The sequence below is a fragment of the Pectinatus frisingensis genome (genome assembly GCF_015732285.1).
GTDB lineage: Bacteria > Bacillota > Negativicutes > Selenomonadales > Selenomonadaceae > Pectinatus > Pectinatus frisingensis.
This window is the reverse complement of record NZ_WIQU01000062.1, coordinates 24190-37633: the sequence shown is the minus strand read 5'-3', so window position 1 is coordinate 37633 and position 13444 is coordinate 24190. Positions and strand designations below refer to the sequence as shown.

The following is a 13444-nucleotide window of genomic DNA, read 5'->3' as shown; positions in this document are numbered from 1 at the left end:
TAACCATAAAATAATCGGAATTAACCGCAGGATATTGCAGTTAATTCCGATTATTTTTTATACCAATTAAAAGTCCTCATAAACATTGCCCTTAATCCCATCAGTATTTGCCGCACATAAATCATTCACGCAAATTCGGTTACGTCCTTCCCGTTTGGCCTGATATAGAGCTTTGTCCGCTGCATCCACCAAATTGTGCGGAGATAAATTATCGTCAGGAATAATAATTGACACCCCCACACTTATAGTAGTCAGTCTTTTCAAGTCTTTCAAAGCAGCAATATTCATACGTATTTTTTCCGCTATAGCAATGATATTTTCTTTTTCCAGCTCCTCTATTAAAACAATGAACTCTTCTCCTCCAAAGCGGACTGCCAATGCATTATTTTCTTTTGCAATATTTTTCATAACCGATGCAACTATCTTAAGACAGTCATCACCCGCAAGATGTCCATAAGTATCATTATACTGTTTAAAGTGATCTATATCAGACATAATAATTGCTATTTTATTCTTATGCTGTTGACAAATATTCCATGTTCTTCGCAAACATTTTCTAAAAAACCATCTATTGGCAATATTTGTCAAAGCATCCACAGAAGATAGCCGCCACAATTTTCTATTAGCTTTTTCTAATTTACTGTTGGCCAATTTCAAATCACAAGTCCGCTGCTCAACCTCAGATTTTAATTGCACATTCATTTTTTTTATTCTCACTATGATTACTCCTGTTGCAAATAAAATGACAAAAATAAATAACATACTTCCCCATAAGATTACTTTTTTTATGTCACTTTGCGTAAAAAATACAACTTTCTGGTTATGCCAATTATCCAAAATAGTTCTCATAGTGCCATCATTTTTCATTTTCTGTAATCCTTGATTAATCGAATTGAGTAAATCCCTGTTACCTTTTTTCACGGCAATACGTGAATATGATACTTCCACAGGATTTTCAATCAATTTTATATTTTTGATATTACTCTTTGCTAATACATATTCTCCCACCCAGCGATCAACAAGCACAGCATCCAATTTTCCTGATTCAACCATACTAAAACCAGTTTTCCAGTCAGGAATTACTACTGTTTCTATCTCCGGATGTTTTTGCAAAATCTGTATAGGATACCCTTCTTTCTCAACTCCCACTTTTTCTTTGTTCAAGTCATCTATCGTCAATATATCCCGTCTGTCTGCAGCAACAAATATTGTAAATTTTGATTCCAGCAATGAATCGGAAAAATCATAATCTTTTTCTCTTTGTTCAGTAGGATTTATCTGCAACAAGGCATCTGCCTCCCCTGAAACGACTTCTTCTTGCGCTTCTTGCCAATTCATAGCCTTTATTTCCACCCTTCTGTCCATTTCGCTGCCAAGGGTTTTAGCTATATCAACAATAATTCCTTCCGGTTTTCCATTATTTAAGTAAACCATTGGTGGAATGTCCTTATTGCCTAAGAAAATTAACGTTTTTTGTTCCGCAGTGAACGATGATTCTGCCAATGATGAATTATCTTTATTGTCAAACAGCCAGTCAAAAATAAAAAAACTAAACATTAACAGAAAAAAGGATATAAATATTCTCCTTATCAACTCAGTATCACTCCTGTAACAAATATAGTCATAAGCAATTTATACCTTTATTATTTAATGAAACCAATAAAAAATTACTATTTGTTAATATTTATATCGGAATTTATTCCGAATGTATTAATACCCTAAAATCAAATAATATATTAATTTATTATAAATATGATGCTAAGATTTAATGAGGTATACAACATGTCAATATCTGATAATAAGTAACTTGCGATTTACAGCCAAACCTGCACTTATTGGACATTAAGTGTCACTGTGGCGAAATAGCGACCGCAAATATTTGTTGATTTTAAATATTTAAAACATTTGTTCTACTATTTGCATTTATTTATTTTTGTTATTATACTTATATTAGTATATAAAATGTAAAAACTGCTTTCAAATAATTTTCAAGGTGTCCCTTATAATAAAATCGAGGTCATGTAAAACTTAATAAGAGATGCTCTCTGTGATGAAAATGAATATTTCAACAATCAGTAATGTCATGGAAACAGCTATTTTACCGCCGAAATTCAAAAAATATTCTCTATCCATGCTTATAGCTGACAATGAAACCAAAAAAATAATTGACGGAACCATTCCGCTCAACAATGCCTTGAATAAGGTACAAAAAAAGTTAACGATTTTTTACAAAATTAATTAATGGAGGTATTATGTCGTTTAAAATTATATTTTCCGACATTGATGGCACACTTCTCAATTCTCATCATCAAATTTTACCAAACTCAATTTCCGCCATACACACACTCAGTAAAGCAGGTATTACCTTTGTACCTGTTTCCGCCCGCATGCCGGCAGCAATCAAACCAATAATCTGCCAAATTGGCATCAAAACGCCCATCATAAGTTATAATGGTGCTTTAATACTTTCTGCTCAAAATAAAAAAATATACAGCAAACAATTACCGCCTGACTCTTGCCATGCAATTATCAAAAAAATCCATCAGCAATGGCCGCAGTGCATCATAAATTATTACACCAATGATTGCTGGTATGTAGAAAATATTTCTCCCGCCAATATCCAAACAGAAATACAAATCACCGGTGTCACTCCGGTCATAAAAAATTTCCCTGCATTATTAACAAATAAAAATCTTTTACCGCATAAACTTTTATGCATGGCTTCCCCTATGGATTGCGCACACATGGAAACAATGTTATCTGATGTTTATCCCGAACTCACCATTGTACGTTCCAGTCCCACCTTGTTGGAGATAGTTGATAAATCAATATCCAAAGCTCGGGCAGTGAAGATTTTTCTATCCCACTACGCCGTCACACCGGCACAATCAATAGCTTTTGGGGATAATTACAACGATATTGGTATGTTAGCGGAAGCCGGTATAGGTATTGCCATGGGCAATGCCCCTCAAACCGTAAAGGCAAGTGCCGACAAAATAACAGCCACCAATGATAATGACGGAATATATGCTGCTTTGCATACACTCGGATTAGTATAATATTTATATATAAAGTACATTTGCGGCTAAATTGACAAACAAATAAAAACAACATATAATCAGAAGGAGTGTCAAGGTTGCTTGACACTCCTTATCGTATTTACCATTCAGGCCTTATTTACATAAAACTGGCCTGCGTCATCTATCCGGAATATTCCACCTTGCCGCATCATTTGCCATACAATAATCATGTTTATGGTTTTATTTAGTGGACAAGTTCAATGGGTTGATGATTCCTAAATTTCAAGGGCAGTCAGCACTCCTTTGAAATAAGAACTTCATTATAAGGGAGAAACATTATTATGGCAGAAAAACGCGGTATTCTAACCGAAGAAGGCTTAAAAAAAATTGAGCAGCAATTAGATAATTTAAAAAGTGTTCGCCGTATCGAAGTAGCACAGCGTATAAAACAGGCTATTGACTTTGGCGATATCAGTGAAAACTCTGAATATGACGATGCAAAAAATGAACAGGCATTTATCGAAGGTGAAATTCTCCGTTTGGAAAAAGTCCTGCGCGAAAGCGATGTCATCCATGATACCCAAGGCGATGGCAGCGGTATCATCCGGCTCGGTAACAAGGTAGTTATCCGTGACCTTGAATTTAAAGAAGATGAAACCTATACCATAGTAGGCTCTGCTGAAGCTGATGTCACTGATGGTAAGATTTCCAATGAATCACCGGTTGGTGCAGCAATTCTCGGGCACAAAGTTGGTGATACAGTTAACGTAAAAGTTCCTGCCGGACTATTAAAATACAAGATAGTGGACGTAAAATAATAATATTGGAGGATTTCAATGGCTAAGCATCAACCTCAGGAAAATCAGGATATAAATGAATTAATGATAGTGCGCCGTGACAAAATGCAGGCGTTTATTAATAAGGGAATAGAACCGTTTGGTAGAAACTACCCCGTAACACAGCACGCACAAGACATATTAAAGGATGCGGATAATTTAGAAAATAATGCTGCAGAAGTTCGTATAGCCGGACGTCTTATGGCTATACGGGGTCATGGCAAAGCCAGCTTTGCGGTTTTGGCCGACATCACTGGTGATATCCAGATCTATTTTAAATTGGATGTACTCGGTGAAGAGCGCTATGCTAATTTCAAATTATTGGATATTGGTGATATCATCGGTGTTACAGGAATTGTATTCAAAACGCATCGCGGTGAAGTGACCGTAAAAGTTCAGGATTTTTCCATTGAAGCCAAATCACTGCGTCCGCTGCCGGAAAAATTTCATGGTCTCAAAGACATTGAAACCCGTTACCGCCAACGTTATTTAGATTTAATCGTCAATCCGGCCGTAAAAACTACCTTCATCAACAGGACGAAAATCATTCAGGCAGTTCGCCGTTTCCTTGATAACAAAGGTTTTTTGGAAGTAGAAACGCCGGTAATGAATCCGATAGCCGGTGGAGCCAATGCGCGTCCTTTTATCACTCATCATAACGCATTGGATATGGATATGTATCTGCGCATAGCGACTGAATTATATCTAAAACGTCTTATTGTCGGTGGCCTGGAACGTGTGTATGAGCTAGGCCGCATCTTCCGCAATGAAGGTGTTGATAACCGCCATAATCCGGAATTCACTTCTGTTGAAACATATCAGGCTTTTGCCGACTATAATGAAGTAATGGATATGACCGAGCAACTCATAGCTCAGGTTGCCAAAGATGTATCAGGCACCGCCAAAATAACCTACCAGGGTACTGATGTTGACCTCAGCCACATCCGCCGCATTACTATGATCGATGCCGTAAAAGAAGCTGTAGGAAAAGATTTTACCACGGTTACGACGCTTGAGCAGGCTCGTTCTATTGCTGATGAATTAAAAGTGCCATACGAAACTCATCATGGAATTTGGGAAATAATGTATCAGATTTTCGACGAAAAAGTTGAAGAAACACTCATTCAGCCAACTTTTGTAATACAATATCCCACAGCCGTTTCACCACTTGCTAAACGCAATCAGCAAAATCCTGATTTTGTTGACAGATTCGAATTATTTATCTGCGGCCGGGAACTGGCCAATGGTTTTTCCGAACTAAATGACCCAATCGATCAGAAGCAACGTTTTATTGATCAGCAAAAACAACGTGAACTCGGCGATGCTGAAGCCCATATGATGGATAATGACTTTATTACGGCCCTAGAATATGGTCTTGCCCCAACCGGCGGACTTGGTATCGGCATTGACCGCTTAGTCATGTTGTTAACTGACAGTCCATCCATACGCGATGTAATACTGTTTCCCCACATGAAAACAAAACCAATAGAATAATTAAAAAACTGACTCTTTAAATCAGCTTATGAATTGAATTAAAGAGTCAGTTTTTTATTGTTATTATATTTGCTAAATATATTGTTTAACATTTGCATCTTTCAAAAGATAATACATTGCATCCTGCGTAAGTACTTCAACCGTTCCAGATGGAGAATATTCATCACTGTAATATTGATTGTTTTTGTATATGCTATATGTATTTGTCCTTGCATCATAGACAACCAATTGTAAACCCACCCGACTGAACAAATAAGGATTTACATCATCATGCACACCATATGTTATTTGCTGCATCATTGAGTTGACTTTAACTCCAATTATGAGATCCGCTCCGAGTGATTCAGCTAATTGTTTCATACCATCCTGTCCTATGACATTAACTTTTGCATTAATTAACCTGCTTGTCTCATCCGCAGTTCTTTTTTCATCAATATAAGTAATCTTTTTCAAAATGCCATTCAGCGGAACATGCAATGCTTTTTTCAAACTTTGGTAAATATATGCATCAGCCTGCCCATATTCCTCATCTGCCCCAATAACAGGCATAACGGCTGCTATTGTCGGTGATTTTGTCTGACTTGCCATATCCCCGGTGACTTCTTGCGCTGCGCTTATCTTATATGGCATTACCAGACTAAATACTGATAAAAACATAACCAATCTTATTATTTTTTTCATTAAATCACCCGTTTTTATTTAAAAAATAATTTTTTTCCCGTAAAGGTATTGCAATATCTCTATGTATATGATATTATAATATCCGTTGCTGATGCTGACCTCGTTACGGTAAATTACATTAGTTAATCTGCTGAGGCAAGTATACAGTTTAATGGCGCCTTCGTCAAGCGGTTAANCGATTCCGCTCTGAGGCACCATTTTTATATAGTTCTTTTTCCAGTTCAACATGCGGGTGTAGCTCAATGGTAGAGCCCTAGCCTTCCAAGCTAGTCACGTGGGTCCGATTCCCATCACCCGCTCCATTAAAAAGATATATGCCGGGGTGGCGGAACTGGCAGACGCACGGGACTTAAAATCCCGCGGATAGAAATATCCGTACCGGTTCGATTCCGGTCCTCGGCACCATTTTTTTATTTATATGCGGCCGTGGCGAAACGGCAGACGCGCTAGCTTCAGGCGCTAGTGAAGGCAACTTCATGGTGGTTCAAATCCACTCGGCCGCACCAATTTTTCTCGCCTTAGTTTGTTTATATGCGGTCGTGGCGGAATCGGCAGACGCGCTACTTTGAGGGGGTAGTGACCACAAGTCATATGGGTTCAAGTCCCATCGACCGCACCAGCTTTGTGTATTAGCCAAAATCTTTTGATTTTGGTTTTTTTGTATTTAAAACCTTATATAAACATACTTTGCAATTTGCAAGCTTGTCACACATAAACATTTTCATTCATAGATACCACTCATACAGCAATCATTTAGGACCGCGCAGCGGTGATGGGCTGCACATTTGCAATACTGTTCACACTGCAGCTTCAACTTTAGACTATTGTTATACAAGCATTGCAAAATCGACCTTGATATAATAGAATATATACAGTCTGTAATTTAAATTATTCTTTTGGGAGGCTTTTTATTATGAAAAAATGGATATGTTCCGTATGCGGTTGGATTTATGATGAAGAAAAAGGAGATCCCGATTACGACTTGGCACCAGGCGTTCCTTTTGCTGATTTACCAGATGACTTTGTCTGCCCCATCTGCGGTGTAGGTAAAGATCAGTTTGAAGAAGAAGCATAATTTATTAAACTGAATAATACTACTTAAGACACCTAAAGTAAAATATTTGCTTCAGGTGTTTTTTATTATAATTAGACACTTACCATATAACTATCATTTTTTTCGACAACTATGTTATAATATCTTATAGATATTTGTTTAATTATATTATATTCTAACAATTTATTTACTATGTGTAACTAATTGCCAAGGAGGGAATTGCTATGCCTGTAAAGAACTGCATGGAAGCTTTTGTATATGAAGCAATTGAAAATATGCTTGATTCATATCCTGGTATATGCACCTGTGAACAGTGTCAAAAAGATATAGCCGCTTATGCGCTCAACCATCTCCCACCCAAATATATACGGACCAATATTGGTGATATATATACACGGCTTGACCTATATGACAAGTCTCAATATACTCAAATCATGCGGGCAGTAGCTCAGGCAATTGAAGTTGTCAGTAAAAATCCGCACCATCAACCAGGTATCAATATCAACAAATAAAGGTGATAAACTTGCGTATTACCGCAAAAATAAAAAACGAAATGATCAGCCGGCTGGAAAAAATATATCATGATACAAAATCTGCACTCAACTTCAATAATCCTTTTGAACTTTTAGTCGCAGTTATCTTATCAGCCCAATGTACTGATGTACGAGTTAATGTAACTACCGGCCGTCTATTTAAAAAAGCTGCTACTCCTGAAGCCATATTATCATTAGGATTAGATGGCCTGGAAGAAGAGATACGTGACTGCGGCCTCTTTCGCAATAAGGCAAAAAATATAATGAAAACCTGTCAAAAACTCCACGATGATTACGCTGACCAGGTCCCCAGCGACTATGATGAACTGCTATCTTTGCCCGGTGTGGGACGAAAAACGGCCAACGTTGTCTCCAGCATAGCATTTGGTCGTCCGGCTATTGCCGTTGATACTCACGTATTTCGTGTTTCCAATCGGTTAAAGCTGGCCGTAGGCAACTCACCGGAAGAAGTCGAAAAAAAACTTCAAAAGGCCATTCCTGTAGAAAAATGGTCTGCTGCACACCATTGGCTTATCTGGCATGGTCGAAAAATCTGCAAAGCCCGTCATCCGCTTTGCCAGAAATGCCCGCTTAATGACCTGTGCCCATCAGCGTCACTATTGGAAACTCCAATAGCCTGAAATATTGCATATTATAATTTAACAAAAGAAAGTGTGATTCAGATAATTTACCGTAATGCCATACTATCCGATATAGAAGTCATTCACCCACTGGTCTATAAATATGCCCAGGAAGGTCTCATGCTGGCCCGTTCACGCAACCAATTGTATGAAACCTTACGTGACATGATTGTTGCCGAAGAAAATGGTGAAATATTAGGTGTGGGCGGTCTGCATGTTGTCTGGGATGAAATAGCTGAAGTCAGGACATTAGCCGTTGCCAAGCAGGCTACCAGACGCCACATTGGTTCCGAAATAGTTTCCCGCCTGATAGCCGATGGAAAAAAGCTGGGTGTAAAGAAATTTTTCACCTTAACTTACCAGCCAGAATTTTTTAGCTCATTAGGATTTAAAGAGGTAACGAAGGATGAACTGCCGCAAAAGGTCTGGAAAGAATGTATAGACTGTCCCAAATTTCCCAACTGTGATGAAATTGCTATGATATTATCTGACTAAAAATCAACCGAGCAGCCCATAGGAATTTCACCTTGTTTGTCAGACCAGAAATTTGCCGTCGGTTTCCTTTAGATCCCACCTCGCGTTGGGACATCCCTGCCTCCGGCAATGTTCTTCCCGCTGCCGGGTAGATTCCGGACTTTCACCATCACCAGTTAGGAACGTGCGCCACCAGGCGCACCCATAATAAAAAGGCACTATGATCAAAATTCATAGTACCTTTTTTATTATGCCATATGTGCCGCTTGTTCTTTAAGCCGTGCTATCCGGTCAGCCGTAGCCGGATGAGTCGAAAACAAACTGGCAAAAGATATATCCTTACCCGCCAGCGGATTTATTATATACATATGCTCAGTCGCCTGTGATGCCTGCGGCATCGTACGATGATGAGCATAATAATCTATTTTCTCTAGAGCAGAAGCCAATGCCAATGGATCTCCACAGATTTTTCCGCCACCTTTATCAGCAGCATACTCGCGTGAACGGGAAATAGCAAGCTGAATGACTGTAGCAGCCAATGGAGCAACAATTACTGCTACCAGCAGTCCAATTATCCCACCACCGTTATCTTCATCATCATTGCTGCGCCCAAAACCGAATATAGCTGCCCATTGAGCCATATTCGCAAGCATGGAAATAGCCCCGGCAAAGGTCGCCGCTATTGAGCTAATGAGAATATCACGATTTTTCACATGGGTTAACTCATGTCCCAGCACACCAGCCAGCTCTTCATATTCAAGTGCTTCCATAATCCCAGTCGTCACGGCCACAGCCGCATGACTGGGATTTCTTCCTGTCGCAAACGCATTAGGAACATCCGTATCGATAATATACACCTTCGGCATCGGTAAGCCGGCTCGCCCTGCCAGATCGGCAACCAGCTTATATAAACTAGGTGCATCTTCAGCACTTACTTCATGCGCCCCTGACATTTTAAGAACAATCGAATCACTAAACCAATAGGAAAAAAAATTCATTCCTACCGCCACTACAAACATTATCAAAGCACCGTGCTGTCCGCCAACAAGCCCGCCCACAGCTATAAGCAGCGCCATCAGCAATGCCATCAACGCAGTTGTTTTAAGCATATTCATAACATATATCCTCCATAAAACCATTATCAACAAATTAAAATCCTGCAGGCAAAACCTTTGTAATAACTAACCTACATGCAGAACAACTTAATCACATCCTCATAATCTTCCTATAACAATTATAACCTATATTAGCAATTATATAAATATAAAACTATATAAGAATAAAACCAGCAGGCAAACAACGCCTGTTGGTTTTATCATCAAAGTATTTCGCTGACTACACACGACCAGCCTTTACCCTTATAAGCGTTGTACCCACGAGAATTAGCGTAGCCATAGATTTTTGAATTGCCCCGGACATCACTTTCGATTTTATATCCATACTCGGCACCACTGATAACCTCCTGTACTGCCGCAATATTTTTTAAATTATTTTTCAACACATTACTGTGGTCCTTGGCAGCAATTACCCATCCTTCTGAGTTAATCACATAAATCTGCGCTGCTGTACCAATTTTAGCCGAATCAACAATATCATAGATATAATCCCAATTAAATCGCGATGAAAAGTAACCAATTATATCACCGTTATCTTCTAATATAGGTGTAGTATAAGCAACTGTGGGCTTATTTACCGTTGGTGATACATATAACTCCGAGGCAGATATCTTATTTGATTTCTTAGCATCACTGAACCAAACACGCTCATGCATATCCTCACCTATAGAGCTGTCATTCACGGCTGCCGCAACAACTTTGCCTGATAAATCCAATATATATAAATCAAGGTACACTTCGTAAATATTAACAATATTTTTCAAAAAAACACAGCCGGTTTTTATAACAGACGATGTATTATCTCTCAGACAATTTTTAACCGGTTCAAATTTTGCCCACGCCTGTGCATCACAGTTACGCTCAAAAAGATTGCGTTCAATTTTATCCATTATATCATAAGCCACGTCAGCTGTACGAACACCCATTACTTCATTAGCCTTGCTTACGATATTCTTAATTATCTCATCACTTTCCTTAGTCGAAGAAAGACTCCTTGTTGCTAATTTTTTTATTTCTTCAGCAACGACACTGAACCCTTTTCCCGCTTCACCGGCCCTGGCCGCTTCTATTGCCGAATTGAGCGACAGAAGATTGGTCTGTTTGGCAATTCCCTGGATAGATTTATTTACCTCACCCATTTTCTGAGTGGCTTCTTTCAATTCCACCAATAATAACGATGCATCAATTTTCTTATCCTTTTTCATCCAAACTGCCCCTTTTGTATAATTACCTGAAATGTTAAATTATGTGTTAAATATCTTTATACTAATAAAATCATGAGGAAAAGCTTCTCTAGTTATAAGAGTATAAAGGAAAAACACTACTAAATCAATAAAAAATACACTCCAAAAGTAATTTTTGTCAATTTACACAAAAGTCAACAGTTGATTTTAGTATCAGTGACACTGCCTGACATTCCCAAAAATCAATCCAATGACTGAATAAGAACAATACCGGTTATCATGCACAAGATTCCGATCAAAGCACTTCCCTTGAGTTTTACATGGAAAAAAGTCGTATCAATAAAACTGGTCAGCAGCATTCCGGCTGCTCCCCACAAAGCATAAGCAATACTCAGATCCATTGTCCTAATCGCCTGCCCCAGCATAAAAAATGCCGTTACTATACATAATATAGCACTAATTCCATAAATCTTATTTCTAAAACCCGCTGATTTTTTTAACAGAACATTTGATGCCATATCCAGCAGGACAGCCAGCAATAAAAATATAACTCCGTTATTCATGCTTTTCACCGCCAGTCGTGCCTGTCTTTAACAAAAATATCCCTAAAAGTATTGCCGAAAATCCGACCAGTTTAGGCAGCGGCAGTGTTTCTTTAAACATAAGGCAACCGACAGCGGTAATGATCATCAATCCCAGACCTTCCCAAACAGCATATGCTGTACTCATCGGAATTAAAGTTATAGCCTTTGATAAAAGAAAATATGATAATCCAATCATACCAAATATGAAGAAATATCCTTCAATTGACTCACGTCCTCCTAGTATCTTCATCATCGTAGTTCCGGTAACTTCTGCAATGACAGCCAATATAAGTGCATACCATTGCTTCATAATATCTAACTCCTCACATAAGATCCCATTGCCCATCCGATAAAACTATTGTAAGATTTGATATGAGCACAGCAGCTATGGGCACTTGCTGCATTATCAACCTTTACTTTACATATATATTATATCATGATGTCATATGTATTGACGAACGGGATTAATCAGGGTTACTAAATCCTATCGCCGGCTATTTGCATCCAAGATAATTGGCGGCATTATTTCTCAATTCTTCATCATTCTCCTTCATTTTCCTTACTTATTCATGTATTTTTTTTACCAATTAATGTTTTCTCAGAATGTATTTTAACATTATTTTTATCTATTTTTTTGTATTATTTATTTTTTTAATTTTATCTTACATCAATTGATTCTGGTTGTATTGCAAGAAAATGTATACTACAATGTAATCATAATTTATTGTTGTTTCATTATATTTTCAAATATTCTGTCGCACGTAATCAGTTTCATTCATACGTATGCCATATACCGTTTTCTTTGTCCGCTCCGGAAAAGGAACCAGTCAAAATGGGCTATGAATTAATAGCGTTCGTGCAGCAGTCCTATATTCATGGAGGTGCCATTTTGTTTTCCTACAATAAAGCTTATCTGGCTGCTATAATTTATACATTTATAATCGGTTTTTCCTTTATGTTTGTCAAAATAGCCTTACTTACAGCTGATCCATCAGACATACTGGCACATCGGTTTACTGTTGCCGGTTTAGCTTCAATTATTGTATTTTCCTTTAATAAAACAAAACTCCGCATGCCAAAACAAGACTTCATCAAAATTCTGCCCTTAGCTCTGCTTTATCCGGCTTTATTTTTCTGTTTTCAAGTATTCGGTTTATTCTATACGACATCTGCCCAAGCCGGTATCATTCAAGCCTGCATTCCAATATTGACACTACTGTTGGCAGCATATTTTTTAAAAGAATATGCCAGTGGCAGGGAAAAACTTTTTACTTTTCTGTCAGTCACCGGGGTTATTTATATTTTTGCCATGAGCAGTTTTTCCGGTAAACAGGGAAATTTACTCGGTATCCTGCTGATTTTTTTATCAGCTTTGTCAGCCTCGTGCTATAATGTTCTGGCCCGCAACCTGACAAAAAAATATACTACTTCAACACTGACATATTTTATGACGATATTTGGCATGATCATATTCAATTTTATTGCAATAATTAAACATTTATCCACCCACACCCTGACAGACTATTTTATGCCTTTTACCAGCAATAGCTTTTTATTGTCGATTCTCTATCTGGGTGTGCTTTCTTCTCTACTGACAGCCTATCTGTCAAACTATGCTTTATCCAAAATAACAGCTTCTAAAATGAGCCTTTTTTCTAATTTAGCCACTCTCATAACTATATTTGCCGGTATAATTTTCCTAAAAGAAACACTGCAATACTACCACATTATAGGAGCTGTATTTATCCTGGCGGGAATAATCGGAACAAACTGCTCTTCATCCAAGAAGTGATTTTTTCAGACAACTTTGCTTACTAAAAAAACACAT

Annotated in this window: 15 protein-coding genes and 4 tRNA genes; 13 read left to right on the top strand and 6 right to left on the bottom strand. The window is 38.0% G+C overall.

Going from position 1 to position 13444, the window contains the following annotated elements; translation table 11 throughout:
• Positions 1-66: 66 nt before the first annotated feature.
• Entirely contained in the window at positions 67-1593 is a 1527-nt protein-coding gene (locus tag I6751_RS11175) for a diguanylate cyclase domain-containing protein (protein WP_196599100.1), read from the bottom strand.
• Positions 1594-2047: 454 nt separating this feature from the next.
• Here I6751_RS11175 and I6751_RS11170 point away from each other — a divergent pair, with 454 nt between their 5' ends.
• The 4 genes from I6751_RS11170 to lysS all read left to right on the top strand — a co-directional run bounded on the left by I6751_RS11170 (position 2048) and on the right by lysS (position 5350).
• Positions 2048-2242, top strand: coding sequence for a hypothetical protein (locus tag I6751_RS11170; protein WP_196590284.1), 195 nt, complete (start codon positions 2048-2050; stop codon positions 2240-2242).
• Positions 2243-2252: 10 nt separating this feature from the next.
• Positions 2253-3059 (top strand): Cof-type HAD-IIB family hydrolase, encoded by an 807-nt coding sequence (locus I6751_RS11165; RefSeq protein ID WP_182186009.1) that lies wholly within the window; start codon positions 2253-2255, stop codon positions 3057-3059.
• A 302-nt stretch (positions 3060-3361) separates the two neighbouring features.
• Positions 3362-3838 (top strand): transcription elongation factor GreA, encoded by a 477-nt coding sequence (gene greA, locus I6751_RS11160; protein ID WP_196590283.1) that lies wholly within the window; start codon positions 3362-3364, stop codon positions 3836-3838.
• 18 nt (positions 3839-3856) lie between these two features.
• Positions 3857-5350: a lysine--tRNA ligase gene (lysS, locus tag I6751_RS11155; RefSeq protein WP_196590282.1), complete on the top strand. Its 1494-nt coding sequence runs from the start codon at positions 3857-3859 to the stop codon at positions 5348-5350.
• A gap of 72 nt (positions 5351-5422) precedes the next feature.
• On the opposite strand, the gene I6751_RS11150 is transcribed toward lysS, so the two are convergent.
• Complete coding sequence (locus I6751_RS11150) at positions 5423-6031, bottom strand: hypothetical protein (protein ID WP_196590281.1); 609 nt, start codon at positions 6029-6031, stop codon at positions 5423-5425.
• A gap of 228 nt (positions 6032-6259) precedes the next feature.
• On the opposite strand from I6751_RS11150, the gene I6751_RS11145 reads away from it, so the two are divergent.
• The 8 genes from I6751_RS11145 to I6751_RS11110 all read left to right on the top strand — a co-directional run bounded on the left by I6751_RS11145 (position 6260) and on the right by I6751_RS11110 (position 8754).
• Positions 6260-6333 (top strand) — tRNA-Gly (locus I6751_RS11145).
• 14 nt (positions 6334-6347) lie between these two features.
• A tRNA-Leu gene (locus I6751_RS11140) sits at positions 6348-6436 on the top strand.
• 15 nt (positions 6437-6451) lie between these two features.
• Positions 6452-6537: transfer RNA gene (locus I6751_RS11135), tRNA-Leu, on the top strand.
• A 27-nt stretch (positions 6538-6564) separates the two neighbouring features.
• Positions 6565-6650: transfer RNA gene (locus I6751_RS11130), tRNA-Leu, on the top strand.
• Between the two features lie 294 nt (positions 6651-6944).
• Positions 6945-7106: a rubredoxin gene (gene rd, locus I6751_RS11125; protein WP_182186017.1), complete on the top strand. Its 162-nt coding sequence runs from the start codon at positions 6945-6947 to the stop codon at positions 7104-7106.
• A gap of 203 nt (positions 7107-7309) precedes the next feature.
• A complete protein-coding gene (locus tag I6751_RS11120; RefSeq protein ID WP_182186019.1) occupies positions 7310-7597 on the top strand; it encodes a late competence development ComFB family protein in 288 nt (95 codons plus the stop codon).
• Positions 7598-7608: 11 nt separating this feature from the next.
• Positions 7609-8259, top strand: coding sequence for an endonuclease III (nth, locus tag I6751_RS11115; protein WP_182186021.1), 651 nt, complete (start codon positions 7609-7611; stop codon positions 8257-8259).
• A gap of 42 nt (positions 8260-8301) precedes the next feature.
• Positions 8302-8754 (top strand): N-acetyltransferase, encoded by a 453-nt coding sequence (locus tag I6751_RS11110; protein WP_196590366.1) that lies wholly within the window; start codon positions 8302-8304, stop codon positions 8752-8754.
• A 227-nt stretch (positions 8755-8981) separates the two neighbouring features.
• On the opposite strand, the gene htpX is transcribed toward I6751_RS11110, so the two are convergent.
• The 4 genes from htpX to I6751_RS11090 all read right to left on the bottom strand — a co-directional run bounded on the left by htpX (position 8982) and on the right by I6751_RS11090 (position 11926).
• Positions 8982-9848, bottom strand: a complete 867-nt coding sequence (htpX, locus tag I6751_RS11105) for a zinc metalloprotease HtpX (protein WP_182186022.1) — start codon at positions 9846-9848, stop codon at positions 8982-8984.
• Between the two features lie 203 nt (positions 9849-10051).
• Positions 10052-11053 carry a methyl-accepting chemotaxis protein gene (locus tag I6751_RS11100; RefSeq protein ID WP_196590280.1) on the bottom strand — a complete coding sequence of 334 codons (1002 nt, stop codon included), beginning with the start codon at positions 11051-11053 and terminating at the stop codon, positions 10052-10054.
• Between the two features lie 221 nt (positions 11054-11274).
• A complete protein-coding gene (locus I6751_RS11095; RefSeq protein WP_196590279.1) occupies positions 11275-11595 on the bottom strand; it encodes an SMR family transporter in 321 nt (106 codons plus the stop codon).
• Positions 11588-11926: a DMT family transporter gene (locus I6751_RS11090; protein ID WP_196590278.1), complete on the bottom strand. Its 339-nt coding sequence runs from the start codon at positions 11924-11926 to the stop codon at positions 11588-11590. The genes I6751_RS11095 and I6751_RS11090 overlap by 8 nt, the downstream gene beginning before the upstream one ends.
• A gap of 579 nt (positions 11927-12505) precedes the next feature.
• On the opposite strand from I6751_RS11090, the gene I6751_RS11085 reads away from it, so the two are divergent.
• Positions 12506-13408, top strand: a complete 903-nt coding sequence (locus I6751_RS11085) for a DMT family transporter (protein ID WP_231037774.1) — start codon at positions 12506-12508, stop codon at positions 13406-13408.
• Positions 13409-13444 lie beyond the last annotated feature (36 nt).